Below are 23,542 nucleotides of genomic sequence, written 5' to 3' on the forward strand. Positions count from 1 at the left end.
GAGACTGTTCTCCTTCACCGAGAACGCTCGCCGAACCCCATACGGTTCCGCCACAGCTCGTCCTGGACGCCGATCCGCTCGCGCAGCCGGGTCATGCGCGGCAGCTTGGCCCGCTGTCCGCGGGAGACCCGGTCCAGTTCCTCCAGCAGGCGCCGGGTGCGGTGCTCGGTGTTCAGCTCGTCGATGATCCGGGTCGTCTCGGTCAGTACGGCGCCCAGCAGCTGCCAGTTCGACCAGTCCCGGCGGATCTCCTCGCGGAGCTGCTCGGCCAGCCGGTCCCGGGTGCCGGCCGCCGTGTGCAGCTCGGCCGTCAGGCGCGCCTCCGCGGACTCGGCGTTCTCGCTGAGATGGGTGGTGACCAGGACCGCGAAGCTGACCACGGCGTCGCCCATCTCGCCCAGCAGCTGCTCCACGGTCGCCCCGGCCCGGGCCGGGAACAGCTCATCGGGTCCGCGGGCCTTCGCCAGATCCGTGAGGGACCGGGCCAGCACCCGCAGCACCACCGTGCAGATCTCGAGCGTGTCGAGGCCGGTGCGCAGCACCACCCGGTGCAGCAGCCCCTCCTTGACCCGCGGATTGAGCCGCAGGCTGTCCTCGGCCTGCCGCAGCGACGCGTCCACCCGGGCGATGTGCTGGTCCAGCCGACGGGCCTCGTGCAGCCGCTCGGCCGCCCGCTGCCAGGGGGTCCGGCCGGCGGCCTCCTCGCCGATCCGCAGCATCAACTGCCGCAGCCGGCGTGCCAGGTCCTCGATCGACCGGCCCGCCTCGTCCACCCACACCGGTGGCGGGAGCAGCAGGTTGCAGGCCGTGCCGACGACGGCGCCGATCAGCGTTTCCACGATGCGCGCCCACGCGGTGAAACCGACGGTGGTGACCCCGAGCACGAGCATGGCACTGATCGCCACCTCGGCGACGTACTCGTCCACCCGCACCAGGTGCCCGACCGCCAGCGCGGCCACGATCAGCAGCGCCAGGCTCCACCAGGTCAGGCCCACCAGCACACTGAAGGCGATGGCGACCAGCACCCCGGCCACCACCGAGTTCACCCGGCGGATGCCGTTGGTGAGGGTGGCGTAGAAGGTCACCTGGACGACCAGCAGCGCGGTCAGGGGCGCGGTGAGGGGGGCCGGTTCGGGGCTCAGCCGGAGCGCGACGACGTAGGCGATCGTCGCCGCCGTCGCCGACCGCAGCGTCTGGACGACCACCGGCTCCCGGCGGCGCCTGAGCAGGCGCAGCAGTTCCTCGGGCCACTTCCGTACGTCGTGCATCCCTTGGCCTGTTCCCGTTCCCCGGACGCGTCGAACGGGCCCGGTCGGGGGGTGTGCCGGCCGACGGGACGGTGGCGGGCGCACGGGCGGTCGGGGATCAGGCGCCCAGCTTGTCGAGGAAGGCGTGCAGGTTCGCGTTCGCGCGGGACACCTGCTCCTCCACGGTCAGGCTCTCCTCGAACCGGGCGCCGGACTCCGGCACCTTCCTGCCCCGCACGTACAGCGAACACGCCAGGTCGGTGCACATGTACAGCCCGGCCGAGTTGCCCTCGCGGCCGGCCGGTCCCGCCTTGCGCGCGGTCATCAGCGTCACCCCGCCGCGCGGATGCGTGGTCAGGCACACCGAGCACATGCTGCGGTGCAGGAACCCGCGCTGCGCGGCCTGGAAACGCAGCGCCACGCCCACGAGCCGGTCGCCCCGCTCGGTGACGAGGTAGCTGCGATCGGGCGCACCCGGATCCCGCCAGCCGAGGAAGTCCAGGTCGTCCCACGGACGTTCACCGAGGTCCCGCGGGAGCGCCAGCCGCTTGGCCTCCCCCTTCGAGCAGTTGACAAAAGAGGTACGGATGTCCTGCTCGGTGACTGGTTTCATGGGAACCCCTTCTGGATTCGTTCGGGTGCGTCCGGGTCCGTTCGGATGCATTGCGGGCTATTGCTGCACCTAGGGCCTCTAGGTTCATGGCTAGCTTATGTAGCCGTTGAGGGATGGGCCAACGGGTTTCTGTCGACTGCTGTCGCCGGTCTGCCGATCCCGGCAGCACTCGCCCGGGACGGCGCGTACCACTCGCAGTACGCCACCGGCGCCGGCAACGGCGGGTTCACCGTGCATTCCGGCGGTGACCGGGCACGCTGCGAGAGCCGGATCATCGGCGGCGCGTACGACGACGCGCCCCCGCGCGGGAGCGCCCGCTGTACGACGCCCTGAACGTCCGGCACCAGGTGGTCGGCGCGGCCCCGCGCTCAGGCCCCTCGCGCCTGCGGCCCGCCGGAGCCGTCCTGGAGCGGGCCACGTCCTGCCATCCGGACAGCGCGGCCGGGCCCACCGGCTTCGCGGTGGCCGCGGCGATGCCACTGACGGCGCTCGCGGAGGCGGACGAGCAGGCCCCCCCTCAACGACTCCGTCGAGAGCCATGTCCACGCCGGTGTGCTGCCGGCCAGGGACGTGGGGGGCGCTGGTCCTCGACGCGAGTTGCCTGCACACCCCGGTAGAGGCGCCGGCCCGGATCCCGCCCTCCCCGCTCGCACGGCACCCCGGCCACCGGCTCACCGTGACCGCACTGCGCCGCCACGCCGACCTGAGGGGACCGGAGCACGCCGACCTCGGCGCGGCGATCGCCGAGCGGGGCCTGCTCACCCCGCGCATGATCGGCGACGCGGCCCGTACCGGCCGCCACGAACCCCAGCACCTCACGATGGTCCGGCACACCCTGGCCCGCTCAGGGGCACCGCGGGGCGCGGGGACGGCCTGCGCGCGCACGGCACGGGCACGCCCTACTCCGCCTCCGGCATCCTCGCCTCCGGTGGCCACACCCCCGGCCCGAGGACGCCCAAGGCATAGGCGCGGGCGACCAGTTCGGTGCGGTTCGCGGCGTTCCAGCGGGCCGACAGGCGGCGCAGATGGTAGGTGACGCCGTCCTTGCTCAGGCCCAGTTCGCGGGCGGCGGCCGCGGTGCCGGCGCCGCCCGCCAGCAGGGCCAGGACCCGGGCCTCGACCGGGGTGACCGGGGGCGGCTGCGGCCCGGGCGGCGCGCACTCGCCCTGTACCCGCAGCATCACGAGCAGGGCCGGTGTCTCGTCCACGGTGTCACTCACGGGGTCCGCCGTCAGCTCGCCGTACCGCTCGGCGCCGTCGGGCGCGCGCCAGCGCACCGACACCTGGTAGCGCGAGCGGTGCCGCAGCCGCAGGGCCTCGGCGATCCGTTCCACCTGGCCGGTCTCCTGCGGGCGGAACAGCTCCAGCACGTCCCGGCCGCGCAGCCGCCCCGGCGTCGAACCGCACTCCGCGGCCATCGCGGGATTGGCCAGCACCACCTGGCCGTACACATCGCACACCGCGACCGGCACCGACACCCGGTCGAAGACCAGCAGGGCCCGGTTGCGCCAGACGACCGCGTCGGCCCGCCCCAGGTCCATGTCCACCTCCCGCCGCGATCGAGCCCTGTGCCGATCCCCCCTCATCCAAGTCGAGGATCCAGGTCGGCGGCAAACCGCGTACGGGCCCCGGGGAGTGCGGCGAGGCCGGGAGCGGGGGCGGGCGCAAGCCCCGTGGCCGAGATTTGACTGCGCGATCATGTAGCGCCGTGGCCCAGGCGCGTGTCATCGGTCGCCCACTCTGGAACGCAGTACTCCGTTACCGGGAGTACTCCGTTACCGCGAAAGGCAGTTGTCGCGCCATGCCCCCCACCGCACTGCACCGTGATCCGGCCGGAACCCTGCCCGGCGTCCCCGTCGTCGACATCACCGCCACCGGTCCCGGCAGCACGCCCATCCAGCAGGTCATGGAGCTGATGCGCACCCACGGCCCGGTGCTGGTGCGCCGGCTGCACGGCCGGGAGGTGATGTTCGTCGCGGACGCCGACCTGGTCGCGGACCTCGCCGACGAGGAGCGGTTCGCCAAGCACGTCGGACCCGCGCTGGAGAACGTGCGGGAGTTCGCCGCCGACGGCCTGTTCACGGCGTACAACGACGAACCCAACTGGGCCAAGGCGCACGACATCCTGATGCCCGCCTTCGCGCTCGGCTCGATGCGCACCTACCACCCGGTCATGCTCAAGGTGGCCCGCCGGCTCATCGACTCCTGGGACCGCGCGGCCCGGGACGGGCAGGCCGTGAACGTGCCCGACGACATGACGCGCATGACCCTGGACACCATCGGGCTCGCCGGCTTCGACTACGACTTCGGCTCCTTCGAGCGCGGCGAGCCGCACCCCTTCGTGGAGTCCATGGTCCGCTGCCTGGAATGGAGCATGCACCGCCTGGCCCGTACCCCGGGCAACGACTACTCCGCCCGCGACGCGGCCTTCCGGCGGGACGCCGACCACCTCGCCCAGGTCGTCGACGACGTCATCGACTCCCGCGCCGGCACCGACCAGAGCGGCGCCGAGGACCTGCTGGGTCTGATGCTGAGTGCCCCGCACCCCGCCGACGGCACCACCCTCGACACGGCCAACATCCGCAACCAGGTCATCACCTTCCTGATCGCCGGCCACGAGACGACCTCGGGCGCGATGTCCTTCGCCCTGTACTACCTCGCCAGGAACCCGGCCGTGCTCCGGCTGGTGCAGCGCGAGGCCGACGCGCTGTGGGGCGACGACGCCGACCCGGAGCCCACGTACGACGAGATCGGCCGGCTCACCTACACCCGCCAGGTCCTCAACGAGGCGCTGCGGCTGTGGCCGACGGCCGCCGCCTTCAGCCGCAGGGCCCGCGAGGACACCCTGCTCGGTGGCCGGATCCCGATGCGCGCCGGACAGGCCGTGACCGTCATGGCCCCGATGCTGCACCGCCAGCCGGTGTGGGGCGACAACCCGGAGCACTTCGACCCCGAGCGGTTCACCGCCGAGGCCGAGGCAGCCCGCCCGGTGCACGCCTTCAAGCCCTTCGGCACCGGTGAACGCGCCTGCATCGGGCGGCAGTTCGCGCTGCACGAGGCCACCATGCTGCTCGCCATGCTGGTCCACCGCTACCGGCTGCACGACCACGCCGACTACCAGCTGCACGTCAAGGAGACCCTCACCCTCAAGCCCGAGAGCTTCACCCTCACCCTCACCCCGCGCACGGCCGCCGACCGCGTCCACGCCCCGCTGCCCGGCGCCGCGCGCCCGCAGGAGGATGGCGCCCGGACCCCGGACACGCTCCCGGCCCGCGTCCGCCCCGGCACCAGTGCCCTGTTCCTGCACGGCAGCAACTACGGCACCTGCCGCGCCTTCGCCGCGCAGCTCGCCGACGAGGCCGCCGCCGTCGGCTGCGCCACCGAGGTCGCGGCCCTGGACGCCTACGCGGACGGACTGCCCGCCGACCGGCCCGTGGTCATCACCGCCGCCTCCTACAACGGCCGCCCCACCGACGACGCCGGTGCCTTCACCACCTGGCTGGAGGGCACCCCGGACCTGACCGGGGTGACCTACGCCGTCCTCGGCGTCGGAGACCGCAACTGGGCCGCCACCTACCAGCAGGTCCCCACCCGCGTCGACGCCCGTCTCGCCGAACTCGGTGCCACCCGCCTGACCGACCGGGCCGCCGCCGACGCCTCCGGCGATCTCGGCGGTACCGTCCGGGATTTCACCGCCCGGCTGCGCACCGCGCTGCTGACCGGGTACGGCGACCCCGACGCCGCCCCGCAGGACCCCGACGAGCCCGCCCACACCTACGAGGTCCGCACCCTGACCGGAGGGCTGCTGGACGCCCTCGCCGAGCGGCACGAGCTGGTTCCCATGACGGTGACCGAGGCCCACGACCTGACTGCGTCGGACCACCCCCGCACCAAGCGGTTCCTGCGCGTCGCCCTGCCCGAGGGCGTCACCTACCGCACCGCCGACCACCTGACCGTGCTGCCCGCCAACGCGCCGGAGTCGGTGGACCGCGCCGTCGCCGCGTTCGGCCTCGACGCCGACGCCGTGCTGGACATCCGGGCCACCCGCCCGCGCCGCGACGGCCTCGCCGTGGACCGTCCGCTGACGGTACGTCAACTTCTTACCCATCACGTCGAGTTGCAGGAGCGGCCGACCGGCCGGCAGCTGGCCCTGCTCGCCGAGGCCAACCCCTGCCCGCCCGAGCGGGCCGCGCTCGCCGCGGTCACCCCCGACGACCCGCGCACCCTGGTGGAACTCGTCGAGGACAACCCCGCCCTGCGCGGCGCCCTCGGCTGGCCGCTCCTGCTCGACCTGCTGACCCCGCTGAGGCCCCGTCACTACTCGGTCTCCTCCTCACCGGCCGTCGACGCCGGTCACGTGGACCTCATGGTCTCGGTGCTCGACGCCCCCGCCCGCTCCGGCCGGGGTCACTACCGGGGCACCGGCTCCGGCCACCTCGCCGCCCTGGAGCCCGGGGACACCGTGTACGCCCGCGTACAGCCCTGCCGCGAGGTCTTCCGGATCGACGGCTCGGCACCGGTCGTCATGATCGCCGCGGGCACCGGACTCGCCCCGTTCCGCGGCGCCGTCGCCGACCGCACGGCCGCCCGCGCCGCCGGGGCCGAACTCCCGCCCGCGCTGCTGTACTTCGGCTGCGACGCCCCCGACGCGGACTTCCTGCACGCGGACGAACTGCGGGCCGCCGAGGCCGCCGGCGCCGTCTCGCTGCGCCCGGCCTTCAGCGCCGCCCCCGAGAGCGGCGCCCTGTTCGTCCAACACCGCATCGCGGCCGAGGCCGACGAGGTCTGGGACCTGCTGAACTCCGGTGCGCGGGTGTACGTCTGCGGCGACGGCGCCCGGATGGCCCCCGGCGTCCGCGAGGCGTTCCGTACCCTGTACCGGGAACGCACCCCCGACGCCGACGGACCGGCGGCCGAACGCTGGCTGAACGTGCTGGTGGCGGACGGGCGGTACGTGGAGGACGTGTACGCGGCCGGCTGAGCCGCGGGGGAGGGGCGCGCGGTGGCAGACCCGGCGGTGGCGGACTTGCGCCGCCTGCCAGAGGAGCGGGCCCGGCCGGTCCCGGCCGCGGCGGGCCGCGCGCCCGCCCGGAGGGCCGGGGTGCGCGCCCTCGGCGGCGGCACCTGCACCACCGTCGGGGAGCCGCGGCTCACCGACGGTGTCCGCCACGTCCCCAAGACCGCGCCGACCGGGCCGGGGCTCCGCCGCGAGTCCCGGCTCCTCGCCGCCGAGGGCGAGTTCTGCCGTGCCGTCGCCAAGGCCGGTGTTCCCGCACCGCGCACGGTCCATGCCGACGGCGGTCCCGCCGTGCGCCACACGCTCGAGGCCCGCTGCCCCGGCAGCCCCTGGGGCGACTCCACGGCGCGGGCCGGACAGGCCGTACCGCGCAGGGAGCCGGGTTCCCACGCGGGCCGGCCGCACCGGATCGCGGGACCCGGCCCGGGATACCTGATCATGCTGGTCGAAACGGTTCCGTGGCAGGGGGGCAAAGGCCGCTGCCCGCCGGGCACGGCAGGCGGTCGGGCCCGGCCTCGTCGCCGCCCTGGACGAGATCACTCGACCCCCGTCTTAGCTCATAGCGTGAACTAAGACGGGGGGAAAGTCGCCTTCCGGCTACTCGAAGGGGTACATTGCAGGTCGGGCAGGGTTCGTGAAGGGAGCCGCATGGCGGGGCGGAACGGGCGCACGGTACGCGACCTCAGGCGGGGCAACCGCACGGCCGTGCTGCAGAAGCTGTATTTCGACGGCCCGCTCAGCCGGTTCGAGCTGGGCCCCGCGACCGGCCTCAGCTCCGGCTCGGTCAGCAACGTGGTCGCCGACCTGATCGCCGACGGCCTGGTCGAGGAGGCCGGCAGCGTCGACTCCGACGGCGGCCGGCCGCGCACCCTGCTGCGCGTCGCCCCGCACAGCGGGCAGATGATCGGCGTCGACGTCGGCGAAACCCGCGTCCGTGTCGAGCTGTTCGACCTGGCGCTGACGGAACTGGCCCGCACCGAGCGTCCGTTGGCCTCGCAGAGCTACGACGTCGATGTGATCACCGGCCATGTCCGCGACGGTATCGCCGAGGTCCTCGGTGTCGAACAGGCCGCCCCCGAGCGGCTGCTCGGCGTCGGTGTCGGCGTCCCCGGCATCGTCGAGCACACCCCGGACCGGGGGGCCGTCGTACACGGACAGACCATCGGCTGGGACGCCGTCCCGCTGGAGCAGCTGCTCCGCTCGGCCTCCCAACTCCCCGACGAGATCCCGTACTTCATCGACAACGGCGCCAAGACCCTGGGCCAGGCGGAGATGTGGTTCGGCGCGGGCCGCGGCGCCCGCAACGCCGTTGTCGTGCTCTTCGGCTCCGGCGTCGGCGCCTGCCTGGTCACCCCCGAGGTGGAGCACGGCCGGGCCGTCGAGTGGGGGCATCTGACCGTACGGGTCCGCGGGCGGCGCTGCCGGTGCGGCGCGCCCGGCTGCCTGGAGGCCTACGCGGGCGCCGAGTCACTGCTCGCCCGCTGGCGCGAGGAGGGCGGTCGGCCCCCCGAGGGCACCGACGAGGAGACCCGGCTCACCGCGATGCTCGCCGCCGCCTACCCGCCCGAGGGCACCGCGCCCGACGCGGTCGCGCTGGCCGTCCTGGAGGAGACCGCCGAGTACCTCGGCGCGGGCCTGTCCGACCTGATCAACCTCTTCCAGCCCGAGCGGATCATCGTCGGCGGCTGGGCCGGGCTCCAGCTCGGCACCCGCTTCCTGCCCTCCGTACGCCGCCACGCGACGACGTACGCGCTGCGCCATCCGGCCGACAAGGTGACCATCGACCTCGGCCGGCTCGGCCCCGACGCGGTCACCGTGGGCGCCGCGATCCTGCCGCTGGCCGACTTCTTCGCCAGTGGCGGCCGGCGTCCCGAACCGGTCGCCGAGGACCGCCTGCCGGCCTGGCGCGCCGCCCTGCGCCAACGCACCCCCCGCTGAGCGGCCCGCGGATCCGCCGCACCTGTCGGGCGGGGCGGGGGCGGCCATGACCTGACGGGTAATCGACCCGTGCGTGGGATCCGGGGAGTATCGGTGACGTCAGCGCGACCGAGCGGGCCGCACCTGGTCCGGACAGCCGAGGAGGCATCCCATGCCGTACTACGAGAGCCCCGTCGACGGTACCCGACTGCACTACATCGACCACGGCCCCGCGACCGGCCCCGTCGTCGTCTTCGTCGCCAGCGCCTACGTCGGCCACGAGATGTGGGAGTACCAGACCCTGCCGCTCGCGGAGGCCGGATTCCGCTGCGTGGCGCTGGACCGGCGGGGCCACGGACGCTCCGACGACGTCTGGTCCGGCTACGACCTCGACACCCTCGCCGACGATGTGAACGGCCTGCTCGACCACCTCGACCTGCGTGGGATCACCCTCGTCGGGCACTCCGTCGGGACCGCCGAGGTGATCCGCTGCGTGACCCGGCACGGCACCGCACGCGTGGACCGTGTCGCCCTGGTCGCCGGGGTCAGCCCCGGGGTCGTCCGCACGCCCCGGCTGCCCGAGGGCATCGCCCCCGCGGACCTGCGCGCCGACGAGGAGCTGTTCCGGCGCGACCGGGCCGCCTACTACACCCGGCTCGCGGACGCCTTCTTCGCGCTCCAGTTCCCCGAGAACGAGGTCTCCCCGGCCTATGTCCGCTACATGGTCGATCTCTGCCTGTCCGCCGAGCCCCGCGCCGCGACCGCAGTCCGGGCCGTCGTCGCGGAGCTGGACATCGCCGACGAGCTGGCGGGGCTGGAGCTTCCGGTGCTGGTCGTGCACGGCACCGACGACGCCTCCGCGCCCCTGGCCCTCACCGGTGAGCGGGCGGCCCGGCTGGTGCCGGACGGCGTCCTGAAGGTGTACGAGCGTGCCGGTCACGGCCTGTTCGCCACGCACGCGGCCCGGCTCACGGCCGACCTGCGGGAGTTCGCCGAGGCCGGGGCGGCACGTCCTGTCGAGCCCGCCGAGGCGGGCGCGCGGTAGGAGCAGGAGAAAGCCCCGGCCGTGACGGGGGAATCACGACCGGGGCGGTCCGGGTGGTGGGCGTGCACCCACGGTTGGTTCAACGGGCAACCATCTTCCGGCGTTCCGAACCTGTAGGTGACCTGTGTCACCCCCGCGGGCGCTCGTCCCCGCGGGGTCGGGCAGGTCGGGCCCGCGCCGCCCGGGCAGGCACGCGACCCTCGTGGGTCCAGCCGAGCAGCTCCTCGGCGGACCAGGTCGTCACCACCCGGGCGGCGGGCACCCCGCACTCCTCGGCCCGTGCGCAGCCGAGGATCTGCCAGTCCAGCTGGCCGGGGGCGTGGGCGTCGGTGTCGATGGAGAACAGCACCCCGGCTGCCACGGCCCGGCGCAGCAGCCGCCGGGGCGGGTCCAGCCGCTCCGGGCGGCTGTTGATCTCCACGGCCGTACCGGACTCGGCGCAGGCGGCGAACACGGCGTCCGCGTCGAACCGGGACTCAGGCCGCCCCCAGCCCGTGACCAGGCGCCCGGTGCAGTGCCCGAGCACATCCGCGTGCGGGTCGCGGACGGCGGCCGCCATCCGCCGGGTCATCGAGCGGGCGTCCATCCGCAGCTTGGAATGGACGGACACGACGACCACGTCCAGCCGTTGCAGCAGCTCCGGCTCCTGGTCCAGCGAGCCGTCCTCGAGGATGTCGCACTCGATGCCCGTGAGCAGCCGGAACGGCGCCCAGCGGGCATTCAGCTCCGCCACCACGTCCAGCTGCTCGCGCAGCCGCTCGGCCGACAGCCCGTGGGCCACGGTCAGCCGCGGGGAGTGATCGGTCAGCGCCGTCCACTCGTGCCCGAGCGCGGCCGCCGCCCGCCCCATCTCCTCGATCGGACTGCCCCCATCGGACCAGTCCGAGTGTGTGTGACAGTCCCCCCGGATCAGCGCCCGCAGCCCGGCTCCGGCTCCCTCGTGCGGCGCAGGACCGCCCTCCTCCTCCAGTGCGCGCAGATACCCGGGCACCTCCCCGGCCAGCGCCTCCCGCACCACCTGTGAGGTCTTCGGCCCGATCCCCTTCAGCGCCTCCAGCGTCCCCGCCGCCGCACGCCCGGCGACCTCGCCCTCGGGCAGGGCCGCGAGCGTCCGGGCGGCGGTACGGAAGGCTTTCACCCGGTGGGCGGGGGCGAGCTGCCGCTCCAGCAGAAAGGCGATCCGGTCAAGGGCGGCGACGGGGTCCATACACACCAGGATGGCTCCACCGCTCCGGATCTCCTCGAAGCCGGATGCGTCTTACGCTCTATTTCATGACCGAACAAGCAGTCCCCCACATCTCCCATCCGCGGGTCATGGTGCTCGGGGTGTGCCCGGGCAGGTCGGGCCGGCCCCCCTTCAGGATCATGGAGATCGACGGGGAGGTGATCGGTGAGGTCCGGACCGTCACCGACGTACTGGAGGTCGCCGCCTCCTACGGCATCACCATCCACGACCTGGACGATCCCGACGCGGTCCGCTGGGTCGGTGGGGACAAGTACACCTGGACGCTGCACTGAGACGGGTGCGGCTCAGCCGACCGTCCACTTCTGGTTGGCGCCGCCGGTGCACGTCCAGATCTGCAGCCGTGTGCCGTTGGCCGAGTTGTTCCCGGTCACGTCCAGACATCTGTTCGCCTGTGGGTTGACGATGTCGTTCGCCCCGGTGACGGTCCACTTCTGGTTCGGGCCGCCGGTGCAGTCCCACAGCTGGACGGTCGAGCCGTCCGCAGTGCCGTTGTCCGTGACGTCCAGGCACTTGCCGAGCGCCCGGATCGTGCCGTCCGAGCCGACCGTCCACTCCTGCGCGGCGGTGCCGTTGCAGTCGTAGAGCTGGACGGGGGTGCCGTTCGCGGAGTTGGCGCCCGCCACGTCCACGCACTTGCCGGCCAGGCCCCGGATCGGGAGCCCGGCCGCGCTGTCGCTCGTCGTCACCGACACCGAGTCCACCACCAGCTGCTGCGGGAACTGGGTGCTGCCGTCGGGGTCGCCGGGCCAGTAGCCGCCGACCGCCAGGTTCAGGATCAGGAAGAAGGGCTTGTTGTTGAACACCCAGGTCTTCCCGCCCAGATCGGCGGGGGTGCGCCGCTCGTAGACGTTGCCGTCCACCGACCAGGTGATGGAGTCGGGGGCCCAGTCGACGGCGAAGGTGTGGAAGGCGTCTGCGAAGGCCTGGCCGTTCGGCAGGCTGTATGCCGCGCCGATGCCGCCCGAGCCGGAGTAGCCGGGGCCGTGGATGGTGCCGTGCACGGTGGAGGGCTCGAACCCGACGTTCTCCATCACGTCGATCTCGCCCGAGTCCGGCCAGTTGACCGGTGTGCCGAGCATCCAGAACGCCGGCCACATGCCCTGCCCGCGCGGGATCTTCATGCGCGCCTCGACGTGCCCGTACTGGGCGTTGAACTTCCCGGCCGTGTTCAGCCGGGCCGAGGTGTACTGGCAGGTGCCGTACCAGCACTGGTAACCGGCCGGGTTCTCCTTGCGGGCGGTGATCACCAGATGGCCCTGTCCGTCCAGGGCCGCGTTGTTCGTCCCGGACGTGTAGTACTCCCGCTCGTGGTTGTTGACGTTGTCGCCGGTCTCCATCGTCCACTTCGAGGAGTCGACCGGGGAGCCCGCCGGTCCGTCGAAGGTGTCGGAGAAGGTGGTGGCGGTCGCCGCCGCCGGGGCGGCGGTCTGGGCCCGCGCGGGACCGACGGCGGCGGAGCCGACCAGGACGGCGGACAGGGCGGCGAAGAGGCATCTGCGGAGCAGGCGTGGGGATGCCATGGCTCTCCGTTCGGCGTGGGGGGTGCTGGGATTCCTCTTGATTTAAGGAGTGAGATAAGTGAGCGTCAAGACTCTGGTACGGACCTGTTTCTGACGGTCCGTCAGATGAATGCCAGTAACGACTGGGGTAAGGAATTCACTTGACCGGCGTAATTGCCATCTCATGCGGTTAAAGAGTCGCCCTTGTGGCGGTGAGAATTTCCTTGAAAGCAGGCCTCATCGGTCTTGTGGGGTGACGCGGTGACGAAGACTGCTGCGCATGGCCACGAACGTCCTCGACGCAACCGTCCCCACCGGTGCCGTCCGTCGCCCCCCGTGGAGATCACCACAGGGCGAGCCCGCATACGCCCGACCTGCGCTGCTGGTCCTCGTCGTACTCGCTGCCGTGCTCTACCTCTGGGGCATCGAGCGCAGCGAGTACCACACGTTCTACGCGAGTGCGGCCCGCAGCATGACGGAGAGCTGGAAGGCCTTCTTCTACGGTTCCTTCGATCCCGGCAATTCCATCACGCTCGACAAATTGCCGGGATTCCTGTGGCCGCAGGCGCTGTCCGCGCGGCTCTTCGGATTCCATCCATGGGCGCTGACCCTGCCCCAGGCCCTCGAAGGCGTGGCGAGCCTGCTGGTGCTGTACCGCGTGGTGCGCCGCTGGGCCGGGGTGCACGCGGCGCTGATCACCGGCACGGCGTTCCTGGTGACCCCCGTCGCGGTCGGGCTGTTCCGCACCTCGGTCGAGGATCCGGCGTTCACGCTGTGCCTGCTGCTGGCCGCCGAGGCCACCCAGCGGGCCGCCCAGGCCGGCCGGCTGCGCCCGCTCGTCCTGGCCGGGTTCTGGGTCGGTGTCGGCTTCCAGTCCAAGATGCTGGAGGCGTGGGTCGTCCTGCCCGCGCTCGCCCTGGTCTACCTGATCTCGGCGCCGCTCACGCTGCGCCGGCGGCTGGCGCATCTCGGCGTGTCCGCCCTGGTGATGACCGCTGTGTCGGCGTCGTGGATGCTCGCCGTCACCCTCACCCCGGCCAAGGACCGCCCCTATGTGGATGGCACCACCAACAACTCGGCCTTCAGCATGGTGGTCGGCTACAACTTCCTGACCCGTTTCTCCTCGCTCGGCATCAGCGCGGCCTCCACCGGAAGTGTCAGCGCGACCCAGGGCGGCGGAGGCGGCCACGCTGGTGCTGGTGCTGGTGCTGGTGCTGGTGCTGGTGCTGGTGCTGGTGCTGGTGCTGGGCAGGGCGCGGGCCGTGGATTCGGTGGTGCCTCCGGCCGGGCGACCGGCCTGGGCGCCGCAGGCCTCGGCTCCCGTGACGCGGGCGCGTTCGGCGGCGCCGGTGCGTACGGCGGTGCCCGTGCGCAGGGTGGTGACCGTGCGGGCGGCGGTGCGCACGCCCATGACCGGGCGTTCGGCGCGGGCGGTGCCCGGGGTGGGCAGGGCGCCTGGTCGGACCAGGGCACCCGTGGACCGACGGCGACCGGGGCATCGGTCGCCGGCCGCCAGGGGGGCGGCGGGTTCGGCGGTGACCAGAACGGCTGGTCGAAGATGTTCGGTACCTCGCTCGCCTCCCAGACCGGCTGGTTCTACCCGATCGCGGCCCTGGCCGCGGTGTGCGGACTGCTCTGGTCCCGCGGACGGCCGCGCACCGACCGGCTGCGCGCCGGGTACGTCCTGTGGGCCACCTGGCTCGCCCTGTACTTCCTGGTCTTCAGCGCGGGCAGTGTCGCCGGGCACACGTACTACATGGGCGTGATCGCGGTGCCGCTCGCCGCGCTCACCGGTGCCGGGACCGTGCTGCTGTGGCGTGCCTACCGGGCCGGCGGGCCCCGCGCCTGGGTGCTGCCGGGCGCGGTGGCGGCGACGGCGGCCTGGGCCGCCTACCTCGCCGGGCAGTTCCCGACGTTCCTGCCGGGCCTGGTCCCCGTCCTGGCCGTGCTCGGCCTGGCTGCGGTCGTCCTGCTGGTCCTGGCCCGGCCCGGGCGCCCGCGGGCCGGCGGACGGCTCGCGCTCGCCGGTCTCGCCGCCTCCCTCGCGGCCCTGCTCATCGCGCCGAGCGCGTGGGCGGTGCAGGTCTTCGCTCCCTCGTACCGCACCAACGTCATGGGCGCGGTCGGTCCCACCGGCTCGGACCGCGGCCAGGGCGCGACGCGTGCGGACTCCGGACGGTTCGGGCGGACGGTGTGGGCCGGCGGTACCGTGTCCGGGCGGGTGAGCCAGGGCGGCCTGCGCGACATGGGCCGGGGCGGGGCCGGTGGCGGGGGCGGCTTCGGCGGCGTCGGCTCGGGCGGCGCGCTGACCGCGGCCCAGCGCCGGCTGCTCGCCTACACCCGTGCGCACCAGGGCTCCGCCGCCTATGCGTTCGCCACCAGCAGCTGGAGCACAGCGGCGCCGTACATCCTGGCGAGCGGTGCCGACGTCCTGCCCCTCGGCGGCTTCAGCGGCCGGGTGCCGTTCCCGACCGAGGCCGGGTTCCGGCAGCTGATCGACGCCGGCAAGGTCCGGTACGTGCTGTTGGGCGGCGGCCGGGGCATGGGCGCTATGGCCCCGGGCACCGGGCAGACGGCTGCCCGCACCGGGCAGGGGGGCACCGGACAGACGGCCGCCGCGCAGATCGCCGGCTGGGTGCAGGCCACCTGCACCCAGGTCCCGGCCTCGGCCTACGGCGGCACGGACTCCGCCGTGGCGTCGTCCCTGCCGGGCCGCGCGGGGAACACGGCCGCCGCCCAGCAGCTCTACCGGTGCGGGCCGGGCCAGTAGCATGACCTCGGCAGCCTGTGCCGATCATGCGAGGAGCGGATCGTGCGAGACATCGCCGTCTTCAGCGGCAGTGCCCATCCTGAACTGGCCCGGGAGGTCTGCGCCCACCTCGGGGTGCCGCTCAGGCCGACCCGGGTCAGCCGGTTCGCCAACGACTGCCTGGAGGTGCAGCTTCAGGCCAACTGCCGGGAGCGGGACGTCTTCCTGATCCAGCCGCTGGTCCGGCCGGTGCAGGAGCACCTGGTGGAGCTGCTGCTGATGTGCGACGCCGCCCGGGGCGCCTCCGCGGCCCGGATCACGGTCGTCATGCCGCACTACTCCTACGCCCGCTCCGACAAGAAGGACGCACCGCGCATCTCGCTGGGCGGGCGCCTGGTCGCCGACCTGCTGGTGGCGGCCGGCGCCGGCCGGGTGCTCGCCATGACCCTGCACGCCCCGCAGGTGCACGGCTTCTTCTCGGTGCCGGTGGACCATCTGCACGCGCTGCGCGAGCTGGCCGCGCACTTCGGCCAGTACGACCTGACGCGTACGACGGTCGTCTCGCCGGACCTCGGCAACGCCAAGCAGGCCGCCGCCTTCGCCCGGCTGATCGGGGCACGGGTGGCGGCCGGTGCCAAGCAGCGCTACCCGGACGACCGGGTGAGCATCAGCTCCGTCATCGGCGATGTCACCGGCCGGGACGTCATCGTGCTGGACGACGAGATCGCCAAGGGCAGCACGGTCATCGAACTCCTCGACAGACTACGGGAGTTGGGTCCCCGTTCGATCCGGGTGGCGTGCACCCACGGGGTGTTCGCGGCCGGTGCCGTCGAGCGGCTGAGCGAGCAGCCCGACGTACTGGAGATCGTCTGCACCAACACCGTGCCGGTGCCGATGGACGAAACCGCCGAAAAGACCGGCAAGCTCCAGGTGCTGTCCATCGCTCCCGCGCTGGCCGAGGCGGTACGGCGCATTCACAACGGTGAGTCGGTGAGCGCCCTGTTCGAGCACTCGTAGAGGCCCTAGAAGGGAAGGAGTGGCGCGGCACCCGGCGGCACCCACCCGACCTGGAGGGCTGGCAGTGGCGAAGGCGAAGTTCGAGCGGACCAAACCGCATGTGAACATCGGCACCATCGGTCATATCGACCACGGCAAGACCACGCTGACGGCGGCCATCACCAAGGTGCTGCACGACAAGCACCCCGAACTGAACCCGTTCACTCCCTTCGACCAGATCGACAAGGCACCCGAGGAGCGCCAGCGGGGCATCACCATCTCCATCGCCCATGTCGAGTACCAGACTGCGCTGCGGCACTACGCCCACGTCGACTGCCCGGGCCACGCCGACTACATCAAGAACATGATCACCGGTGCCGCCCAGATGGACGGCGCCGTCCTCGTCGTCGCCGCCACCGACGGACCCATGCCGCAGACCAAGGAACACGTGCTGCTGGCCCGCCAGGTGGGGGTGCCGTACATCGTCGTCGCCCTGAACAAGACCGACATGGTGGACGACGAGGAGATCCTGGAGCTGGTGGAACTGGAGGTGCGCGAGCTGCTCACCGAGTACGAGTTCCCCGGCGACGACGTCCCGGTCGTACGGGTCTCCGCGCTCCGGGCGCTCGAGGGCGACCCGCGCTGGACCGGCTCGGTACTCGAACTCCTCGACGCCGTCGACCGGTTCGTGCCCGAACCGCAGCGCGAGGTGGACAGGCCGTTCCTGATGCCCGTCGAGGACGTCTTCACCATCACCGGCCGGGGCACCGTCGTCACCGGCCGGATCGAGCGCGGCATCCTGCGGGTCAACAGCGAGGTCGAGATCATCGGCATCCACGAGAAGAAGACCCGGACCACGGTCACCGGCATCGAGATGTTCCGCAAACTGCTGGACGAGGGCCGGGCCGGGGAGAACGTGGGACTGCTGCTGCGCGGGATCAAACGGGACGACGTCGAACGCGGCCAGGTCGTCATCAGGCCCGGATCGGTCACCCCGCACACCGAGTTCGAGGCGCGCGCCTACATCCTGGCCAAGGACGAGGGCGGCCGGCACACCCCCTTCTTCGAGAACTACCGCCCCCAGTTCTACTTCCGCACCACCGATGTGACCGGAGTGGTGACCCTGCCCCGGGGCACCGAGATGGTCATGCCCGGGGACAACACGACCCTGCACGTCACCCTCATCCAGCCCATCGCGATGGAGGAGGGCCTGAAGTTCGCCATCCGGGAGGGCGGGCGCACCGTCGGCGCGGGGCAGGTCACCCGGATCCTCACGTAGCGCTCGCGGACGGCCGGTGGAGATCACAGTGAGCCGGACGCGGCCTCTGCGCGGGCCACGGCCGCGTCCAGGCTCGGATGCGCGGGCAGCAGCCGGGACAGCCCGGTCACCTTCATCACGCGCAGGGTCAGCGGATGCGTGCACACCAGGAGCAGCTGCCCGCCGCCGTCCAGCACCCGGGTCCGGGCCCGGTACAGCAGCCGCAGCCCCGAGCAGTCGAAGAACTCCACCGGCCGCAGATCGATCACGACCCGGGCGTGGCCCCGGCCGGTGAACCGGTCCAGCACCGGGCCGATCTCCGTCGCCGAGAGGAGATCGATCTCGCCCCGCAGCTCCAGCACCGTGTACGCCCGGTGCTGGTACACGCGTATGTGCCGGTGGAAGGGTGCACGTTCGTCCCGCATGACCGCCTCACCTCCCGCCCACACCGAGCCGCCCGCGTCCTGACGGACCACGCCCCGACGGTTTGTCTTCTGACCGTCAAGTTACCCTCGACAGAAGGAATTTGAGCATGTTCGATTGACATATGTCATCGAGTTTGGCGGCGGCTGTGCGCTGACTGCGCGGCGGCCGTGCACGGGCGATCAGTCGGTCAGCAGTACCAGCTTCCCCGTCGTCCGGCCGGTCTCGCCCAGCGCGTGCGCCTTCGCCGCGTCGGCCAGCGGGAACGTCCCGGCGATCGTCGCCTTCAGCTTCCCCGACTCCGCCAGCTCCGCGATCGCCTCCATCCCGGCCCGGTCGGCGTCCACCAGCATCTGCACCGCCCGTACGCCGAGCCGCTCGGCCTCCTCGTGGAATCCCGCGGCGCCGCCGGGCAGGATCGACACCACGACACCGCCCGGCCGCAGCACCTTCAGCGACGCGACCGAGGTGTCGCCGCCGATCGTGTCCAGGACGACGTCCACGTCCCGCACCGTCTCGGTGACCTCGGTCGTGCGGTAGTCGATCGCCTCGTCCACCCCGATCTCCCGCAGGAAGTCGTGCTTTGGCGCGCTCGCCGTACCGATCACATACGCACCGCGCGCCTTGGCGATCTGCACGGCCACGTGCCCGACACCGCCGGCCGCCGCGTGGATCAGCACCCGCTGCCCCGGCCGGAGGTCCGCGTGCTCGGTCAGCGCCTGCCAGGCGGTCAGGGACACCAGCGGCAGCGCGCCCGCCCGGGTGTGGTCGAGCGAGGCGGGCTTGCGCACCAGGGCGCGTACCGGGGCGATCACGTACTCGGCGTGCGAGCCGGCGCCGTACGGGTAGGGCAGCATGCCGAAGACCTCGTCCCCGGGCTCGAAGGCGGCCACGCCGATCCCGGTCTCGGCCACCTCGCCGGAGACGTCCCAGCCCAGGACGAACGGCGGCCTGCCCAGGAACAGGCCCCCGGACCGGTGCTTCCAGTCGGTGGGATTGACGCCGGCGGCCCGCACCCGGACCAGCACCTGGTTCGGGCCCGGCTTCGGCCGTTCCACCTGCACTTCCTTGAGGACCTCGGGACCGCCGAGGACGTCCTGACTGATGGCGCGCATCGTGTTCACATCGTTCATGGTCACCCAGCCTGCCGGGATCCGAGCAGTCGGGAAATGGCATGATGGCCATCATTCGATAGAATCGTGCCATGGCTGATGTGGATGTGGAGCTGTCCGCCCGGCGTCCCGAGCGGGTGGTCGTCCTCGCCCTGGACGGCGTCTACCCCTTCGAGCTGGGCATCCCCAGCCGTATCCTCGGCGCCGCCGACGGGCACTACGAGGTGCTGACCTGTTCGGTCGACGGCGAGCCGGTGCGCACCAACGCAGACTTCACCATCGGCGTCGAGCACGGCCCCGAGATCCTCCCGACGGCGGACACGGTGGTGGTCACCTCGATGCCGCCCGCGTACATCCCCGCCGAGCTGCCCGAGGAGGTCGCCACGGCGCTCGGCCGCATCCGCCCGGACGCCCGGATCGTCTCGATCTGCACGGCCGCCTTCGTCCTCGCCCAGGCCGGCCTGCTCGACGGCCGCCGCGCGACCACGCACTGGCAGTCGGCCGAGCCGTTCCGCCGTCTCTTCCCGCGGGTGGACCTCGATCCGGACGTCCTCTTCGTCGCGGACGGCCGCATCCTCACCTCGGCCGGAGCCGCCTCCGGCGTCGACATCTGCCTGCACATCGTCCGCACCGACCACGGCAGCGAGCTGGCCAACTCCGTCGCCCGCCGCTGTGTCGTCCCACCGTTCCGCGACGGCGGCCAGGCCCAGTACATCGACCAGCCGGTCCCGGAGAGCGGCGCGGCGAGCACGGCCGGGGCCCGCCTGTGGGCCCTGGAGCGCCTGGACGAGCCGCTCACCCTGGCCGACCTCGCGGGCCACGCCCGGATGAGCCTGCGCACCTTCGCCCGCCGCTTCCACGACGAGGTCGGCCTCAGCCCCGGCCGCTGGCTCATCCAGCAGCGCGTCGCCCGCGCCCGGCATCTGCTGGAGTCCAGCGATCTGCCGGTGGACCGGATCGCCGCCGAGGTCGGCTTCGCCACCGGCGCCTCGCTGCGCCAGCACCTGCACGCGGCCATCGGGGTGTCCCCGCTGGCGTACCGGCGGACGTTCCAGCAGGCCCGCTGAAGCGACGAGGGATGGTCCGGCGGGGCCGCCCGAGCGGGGCCCGCACCCGCATCGAGGCGGCCGACGCAGGTCACTCGGCGGCGTACACCCGCTCACCGCCCACATAGGTGAGCGCCACCGCCGTCCGCGCGATCTCCTCGGGCGGCCCGGCAAACGGATCGCGGTCGAGCACCACCAGATCGGCGAGCGCCCCTACGGCCACCCGGCCGGTGTCGTCCAGATGGTTCACATACGCCGACCCGGCCGTGTACGCCGTCAGCGCCTGCGTGAGGTCCAGCCGCTCCTCGGGCAGGAAGACCGGTCCCGTGCCGCCGGGCTCGACCCGGTTGACCGCAACATGGATGCCCTGCAGTGGATCGGGGCTGCTCACCGGCCAGTCACTGCCCGCAGCGAGCCGCGCCCCGGACCGCAGCAGCGCCCCGAACGGGTACTGCCAGGTGGCCCGTTCGGCCCCGAGGAACGGGATCGTCAGCTCGTCCATCTGCGGTTCGTGCGCGGCCCACAGCGGCTGGATGTTCGCGGTCGCGCCGAGCCGGGCGAAGCGCGGCACGTCGTCCGGGTGCACGACCTGGAGGTGCGCGAGATGCGGCCGGGTGTCGCCCGGCCCGTTCGCGGCCCGAGCCGCCTCGACGGCGTCCAGCGCGTCGCGTACGGCCCGGTCGCCGAGGGCGTGGAAATGGCACTGGAAGCCGAGCGCATCCAACTCCGTGACGTACTTGGGTAGTTGGCTCGGGTCGACAAAACTCTTGCCGCGATTGGCGGTGGCGCACCCGCACCGGTCCAGATAGGGCTCGAGCAGCGCGGCCGTACCGTTCTCGGCGACCCCGTCCAGCATCAGCTTCACCGTGCTCGCCCGGAACCGCCCGTGGCTCGACTCCCGCCGCTTCTCGACCAGTTCGGGGATCTGCTCGGCGCCGCGCGCCCGGTCCCACCACAGCGCGCCTACCACCCGCGCGGTCAGCGTCCCCTCCCGGGCGGCCGTGCGGTACGCCTCGGCCGGGTCGTCCATGCCGAGGAAGTCGCCGACCAGCGCGTCCTGCCAGGCGGTGATGCCGAGCGCGTGCAGATGCCGCTGGGCGTGCAGCAGGGCGGCCAGCCGGTCGGCCGCGGTCGCGGGCGGGGTCAGCCGGCCGACCAGCTGCATCGCCCCTTCCTGCAGCGTGCCGGTCGGCTCGCCGGAGGCGTCCCGCTCGATCCGCCCGTCGGCCGGATCGGGCGTGTCCCGGCCGATGCCGGCCAGCTCGAGCGCCCGGCTGTTCACCCAGGCGCCGTGATGGTCCCGGTTGGGCAGGTACACCGGCCGGTCCGGCACGACCGCGTCCAGCAGCTCCTTCGTCGGCGTACCACCGGCGAACGCCTCCATCGACCAGCCGCCGCCGAGGATCCACGCCCGCTCGGGATGGGCCTCGGCGTAGGCGCGTACGGCGGCCACGGACTCCTCGGCCGTCGTCGTGCCCGTCAGGTCGCACCGGGCCAGTTCCAACCCGGCCGGCACCGGATGGACGTGAGCGTCCTGGAAGCCGGGCAGCAGCAGCCGCCCGGCGAGGTCCACCACCTCGGTGCGCGGCCCGGCGAGTTCGCGTACCTCGTCGTGCCCGACGGCGGTGATCCGGTCACCGGTGACGGCCACGGCGGACGCCGTACGGCCCTCGGGGGTCAGGACGGGGCCGCCGGTGAAGAGGAGATCGGTGTGCATGATGCCTTTCCCGCAATCGTGTTTCGTATCAGGTCAGTTGGAGGCCGAGAGCAGTCGCCCGGAGTCGGCGTCGGTGCCCACGCCGGTACGGAAGTACGGCGACCTGCGCACCCACTTCGCCCACGCGCCCACGACGAACCCGGACGCGATCATCGCGACCGGCATGAGCAGCAGGAACCAGCCGTTGTCCGCGCGCAGTTCCAGGTGGTCGGCGGAGCGGTAGAAGGACCAGCCGAGATACCCGCCGAGGCCCAGCAGCACGAGCGCGCTCAGGGTGGGCAGCACCACCGCCCGCACGCCCTGGCGCCAGTCCTGCCGCAGCAGGGCCCGGAACCGCACGGCCGCGGCGAGCGCGGTGAGCGCGTAGGACAGGGCGACGACGATGCCGACGGCGTTGACGATCGCGTTGATCATGTCCGCGACGCGCGGAATCACCAGCGCCAGCAGCGCCACCGCCACGGACACTGCCCCGATCAGCAGGGTCCCGGCCGCCGGTGTCCCGTACCGGGGGCTGACCTTGGACCACACCGGACCGAGCGTGCGGTCCCGGCTCATCGCGAACATCCCGCGTGCCGTCGGGATGACGCCCGCCTGGAGCGAGGCCACCGCCGAGAACATCAGCGCGACCAGCGGCAGCGCGGCCAGCGGCTGCTGGGCCAGCCGGTCCCCGAAGTAGGCCAGCCCCTCGGCGCCGTGTCCGGCCAACTCCCGCTCGGACAGCACCCGTTGGAAGGCGACCGAACCCAGCAGGAACAACCCGAGCATGGTCACCAAGGTGATGGTCCCGGCCCGCGAGGCGTCGCGCGGGTCACGCACCTCCTCGTTGACGGTGAACGCGGCCTCGAACCCCCAGTAGCAGAACACCGACAGCAGCATCCCCTGTGCCAGGGCGGTCGCCGAAGGGATCGCGAACGGGTCGAACCAGGAGAGCCGGAACGGGTGCGGGCCCATGGCGAGTCCGTATCCGCAGAACCCGAGCAGGACGGCGTACTCGAAGAGCAGCAGCCCGGTCTGCAGCCGGGCTGCCGTGCGCACGCCGGTCACGGCGGTCAGGGTGACCAGGACCAGCACCACGATGCCGACCGCCGTCGTCTGCGCCGTCGAGCCGGGGTCGAGCGCGAGCGATCCGACCCGGTGCACGCCTGCCTCCCCGGCCAGCTGCAGCAGCGCAGATCCGGTGACCGCCGTGGTGTAGGCGAGAAACGCGACGCTCGCCACGCAGTTGACCCAGCCGACCGTGAAGCCGAGCCAGGGACTGAGCGAACGGCCCACCCAGACATAGCCGTTGCCCGCGTTCGGCTCCACTCGGTTGAGCCGGGAGTAGGCCCCGGCGATGCCGAGGACCGGCAGGAACGCCAGCAGCATGATCGCCGGCAGATGCAGGCCGACGACCCCGGCCGTCACTCCGAGACCGATGCCGATGCTCGTGGTCGCGGCCGTGCTGGAGGCGGCGACGGCGACGCCGTCCACCACACTCAGGGACTTGCGCAGCTCGGGCTGCGCGGGGGGATCCACCCCGAAGGGGGTCTCGCTCATGCCGGCTCTCCGCTCGCACCGCAGGGCCCGGTCGGCCCCGGTGACCGCAGATGAAACCGCCCGTGCACTTCACAGGTCAACGGTGTTGTCATAAGGTGCCGGGCACAGCCGAGGGAGGCCA

19 protein-coding genes are annotated in these 23,542 nt (G+C 72.7%); 10 read left to right on the forward strand and 9 right to left on the reverse strand.

Annotation, left to right across the window (positions count from 1 at the left end; genetic code table 11):
* Window positions 1–14 precede the first annotated feature (14 nt).
* Both GQF42_RS39125 and GQF42_RS39130 read right to left on the reverse strand, forming a co-directional pair.
* Entirely contained in the window at window positions 15–1,268 is a 1,254-nt protein-coding gene (locus GQF42_RS39125; protein ID WP_199272951.1) for an FUSC family protein, read from the reverse strand.
* A 97-nt stretch (window positions 1,269–1,365) separates the two neighbouring features.
* On the reverse strand, window positions 1,366–1,860 hold the full coding sequence (locus GQF42_RS39130) for an FBP domain-containing protein (RefSeq protein WP_158927925.1): 495 nt from the start codon (window positions 1,858–1,860) through the stop codon (window positions 1,366–1,368).
* 45 nt (window positions 1,861–1,905) lie between these two features.
* On the opposite strand from GQF42_RS39130, the gene GQF42_RS47370 reads away from it, so the two are divergent.
* Window positions 1,906–2,193 carry a DUF3626 domain-containing protein gene (locus tag GQF42_RS47370; RefSeq protein WP_325100391.1) on the forward strand — a complete coding sequence of 96 codons (288 nt, stop codon included), beginning with the start codon at window positions 1,906–1,908 and terminating at the stop codon, window positions 2,191–2,193.
* 566 nt (window positions 2,194–2,759) lie between these two features.
* On the opposite strand, the gene GQF42_RS39140 is transcribed toward GQF42_RS47370, so the two are convergent.
* Window positions 2,760–3,401 (reverse strand): PAS domain-containing protein, encoded by a 642-nt coding sequence (locus GQF42_RS39140; protein WP_158927927.1) that lies wholly within the window; start codon window positions 3,399–3,401, stop codon window positions 2,760–2,762.
* A gap of 260 nt (window positions 3,402–3,661) precedes the next feature.
* On the opposite strand from GQF42_RS39140, the gene GQF42_RS39145 reads away from it, so the two are divergent.
* The 4 genes from GQF42_RS39145 (at window position 3,662) to GQF42_RS39160 (ending at window position 9,839) form a co-directional block, all read left to right on the forward strand.
* Window positions 3,662–6,841, forward strand: a complete 3,180-nt coding sequence (locus tag GQF42_RS39145; RefSeq protein ID WP_158927929.1) for a cytochrome P450 — start codon at window positions 3,662–3,664, stop codon at window positions 6,839–6,841.
* Window positions 6,842–6,886: 45 nt separating this feature from the next.
* Window positions 6,887–7,450, forward strand: a complete 564-nt coding sequence (locus GQF42_RS39150) for a hypothetical protein (protein WP_158927931.1) — start codon at window positions 6,887–6,889, stop codon at window positions 7,448–7,450.
* Between the two features lie 75 nt (window positions 7,451–7,525).
* Entirely contained in the window at window positions 7,526–8,815 is a 1,290-nt protein-coding gene (locus GQF42_RS39155; protein WP_158927933.1) for an ROK family transcriptional regulator, read from the forward strand.
* A 151-nt stretch (window positions 8,816–8,966) separates the two neighbouring features.
* The gene (locus tag GQF42_RS39160) at window positions 8,967–9,839 is read left to right on the forward strand and encodes an alpha/beta fold hydrolase (protein ID WP_158927935.1); all 873 of its coding nucleotides are present in this window, start codon (window positions 8,967–8,969) and stop codon (window positions 9,837–9,839) included.
* A 127-nt stretch (window positions 9,840–9,966) separates the two neighbouring features.
* Here GQF42_RS39160 and GQF42_RS39165 read toward each other — a convergent pair whose 3' ends face one another.
* The gene (locus GQF42_RS39165; protein ID WP_158927937.1) at window positions 9,967–11,046 is read right to left on the reverse strand and encodes a PHP domain-containing protein; all 1,080 of its coding nucleotides are present in this window, start codon (window positions 11,044–11,046) and stop codon (window positions 9,967–9,969) included.
* Between the two features lie 65 nt (window positions 11,047–11,111).
* On the opposite strand from GQF42_RS39165, the gene GQF42_RS39170 reads away from it, so the two are divergent.
* Entirely contained in the window at window positions 11,112–11,357 is a 246-nt protein-coding gene (locus GQF42_RS39170; protein WP_158927939.1) for a hypothetical protein, read from the forward strand.
* Window positions 11,358–11,369: 12 nt separating this feature from the next.
* Here the strand turns inward: GQF42_RS39170 and GQF42_RS39175 are convergent, their stop codons facing one another.
* Window positions 11,370–12,605 (reverse strand): lectin, encoded by a 1,236-nt coding sequence (locus GQF42_RS39175; protein ID WP_158927941.1) that lies wholly within the window; start codon window positions 12,603–12,605, stop codon window positions 11,370–11,372.
* A gap of 259 nt (window positions 12,606–12,864) precedes the next feature.
* On the opposite strand from GQF42_RS39175, the gene GQF42_RS39180 reads away from it, so the two are divergent.
* The 3 genes from GQF42_RS39180 (at window position 12,865) to tuf (ending at window position 17,608) form a co-directional block, all read left to right on the forward strand.
* Window positions 12,865–15,354 carry an ArnT family glycosyltransferase gene (locus tag GQF42_RS39180; protein WP_158927943.1) on the forward strand — a complete coding sequence of 830 codons (2,490 nt, stop codon included), beginning with the start codon at window positions 12,865–12,867 and terminating at the stop codon, window positions 15,352–15,354.
* Window positions 15,355–15,396: 42 nt separating this feature from the next.
* A complete protein-coding gene (locus GQF42_RS39185; protein WP_158927945.1) occupies window positions 15,397–16,350 on the forward strand; it encodes a ribose-phosphate diphosphokinase in 954 nt (317 codons plus the stop codon).
* A 64-nt stretch (window positions 16,351–16,414) separates the two neighbouring features.
* Window positions 16,415–17,608 (forward strand): elongation factor Tu, encoded by a 1,194-nt coding sequence (gene tuf, locus GQF42_RS39190; protein ID WP_158927947.1) that lies wholly within the window; start codon window positions 16,415–16,417, stop codon window positions 17,606–17,608.
* Window positions 17,609–17,631: 23 nt separating this feature from the next.
* Here the strand turns inward: tuf and GQF42_RS39195 are convergent, their stop codons facing one another.
* Both GQF42_RS39195 and GQF42_RS39200 read right to left on the reverse strand, forming a co-directional pair.
* The gene (locus tag GQF42_RS39195; RefSeq protein WP_158927949.1) at window positions 17,632–18,012 is read right to left on the reverse strand and encodes an anti-sigma factor antagonist; all 381 of its coding nucleotides are present in this window, start codon (window positions 18,010–18,012) and stop codon (window positions 17,632–17,634) included.
* Window positions 18,013–18,192: 180 nt separating this feature from the next.
* On the reverse strand, window positions 18,193–19,143 hold the full coding sequence (locus GQF42_RS39200; protein WP_199272952.1) for an NADP-dependent oxidoreductase: 951 nt from the start codon (window positions 19,141–19,143) through the stop codon (window positions 18,193–18,195).
* 71 nt (window positions 19,144–19,214) lie between these two features.
* Here GQF42_RS39200 and GQF42_RS39205 point away from each other — a divergent pair, with 71 nt between their 5' ends.
* Entirely contained in the window at window positions 19,215–20,189 is a 975-nt protein-coding gene (locus GQF42_RS39205) for a GlxA family transcriptional regulator (RefSeq protein ID WP_158927953.1), read from the forward strand.
* 70 nt (window positions 20,190–20,259) lie between these two features.
* Here the strand turns inward: GQF42_RS39205 and GQF42_RS39210 are convergent, their stop codons facing one another.
* Window positions 20,260–21,885, reverse strand: a complete 1,626-nt coding sequence (locus tag GQF42_RS39210; protein ID WP_158927955.1) for an amidohydrolase — start codon at window positions 21,883–21,885, stop codon at window positions 20,260–20,262.
* A 33-nt stretch (window positions 21,886–21,918) separates the two neighbouring features.
* Window positions 21,919–23,421: an APC family permease gene (locus GQF42_RS39215; protein WP_158927957.1), complete on the reverse strand. Its 1,503-nt coding sequence runs from the start codon at window positions 23,419–23,421 to the stop codon at window positions 21,919–21,921.
* Window positions 23,422–23,542 lie beyond the last annotated feature (121 nt).

The sequence above is a fragment of the Streptomyces broussonetiae genome (genome assembly GCF_009796285.1).
GTDB lineage: Bacteria > Actinomycetota > Actinomycetes > Streptomycetales > Streptomycetaceae > Streptomyces > Streptomyces broussonetiae.

What these genes read in the sequence shown, in the direction of transcription:
- GQF42_RS39180 (WP_158927943.1), top strand. Translation starts at nt 12,865, where the DNA reads ATGGCCACGAACGTCCTCGACGCAACCGTCCCCACCGGTGCCGTCCGT.
- GQF42_RS39165 (WP_158927937.1), bottom strand. Translation starts at nt 11,046, where the DNA reads ATGGACCCCGTCGCCGCCCTTGACCGGATCGCCTTTCTGCTGGAGCGG.
- GQF42_RS39200 (WP_199272952.1), bottom strand. Translation starts at nt 19,143, where the DNA reads ATGAACGATGTGAACACGATGCGCGCCATCAGTCAGGACGTCCTCGGC.
- GQF42_RS39155 (WP_158927933.1), top strand. Translation starts at nt 7,526, where the DNA reads ATGGCGGGGCGGAACGGGCGCACGGTACGCGACCTCAGGCGGGGCAAC.
- GQF42_RS39215 (WP_158927957.1), bottom strand. Translation starts at nt 23,421, where the DNA reads ATGAGCGAGACCCCCTTCGGGGTGGATCCCCCCGCGCAGCCCGAGCTG.
- GQF42_RS39205 (WP_158927953.1), top strand. Translation starts at nt 19,215, where the DNA reads ATGGCTGATGTGGATGTGGAGCTGTCCGCCCGGCGTCCCGAGCGGGTG.
- GQF42_RS39145 (WP_158927929.1), top strand. Translation starts at nt 3,662, where the DNA reads ATGCCCCCCACCGCACTGCACCGTGATCCGGCCGGAACCCTGCCCGGC.
- GQF42_RS39160 (WP_158927935.1), top strand. Translation starts at nt 8,967, where the DNA reads ATGCCGTACTACGAGAGCCCCGTCGACGGTACCCGACTGCACTACATC.
- GQF42_RS39130 (WP_158927925.1), bottom strand. Translation starts at nt 1,860, where the DNA reads ATGAAACCAGTCACCGAGCAGGACATCCGTACCTCTTTTGTCAACTGC.
- GQF42_RS39125 (WP_199272951.1), bottom strand. Translation starts at nt 1,268, where the DNA reads ATGCACGACGTACGGAAGTGGCCCGAGGAACTGCTGCGCCTGCTCAGG.
- GQF42_RS39195 (WP_158927949.1), bottom strand. Translation starts at nt 18,012, where the DNA reads ATGCGGGACGAACGTGCACCCTTCCACCGGCACATACGCGTGTACCAG.
- GQF42_RS39175 (WP_158927941.1), bottom strand. Translation starts at nt 12,605, where the DNA reads ATGGCATCCCCACGCCTGCTCCGCAGATGCCTCTTCGCCGCCCTGTCC.
- GQF42_RS39170 (WP_158927939.1), top strand. Translation starts at nt 11,112, where the DNA reads ATGACCGAACAAGCAGTCCCCCACATCTCCCATCCGCGGGTCATGGTG.
- GQF42_RS39210 (WP_158927955.1), bottom strand. Translation starts at nt 21,885, where the DNA reads ATGCACACCGATCTCCTCTTCACCGGCGGCCCCGTCCTGACCCCCGAG.
- GQF42_RS47370 (WP_325100391.1), top strand. Translation starts at nt 1,906, where the DNA reads ATGCATTGCGGGCTATTGCTGCACCTAGGGCCTCTAGGTTCATGGCTA.
- GQF42_RS39140 (WP_158927927.1), bottom strand. Translation starts at nt 3,401, where the DNA reads ATGGACCTGGGGCGGGCCGACGCGGTCGTCTGGCGCAACCGGGCCCTG.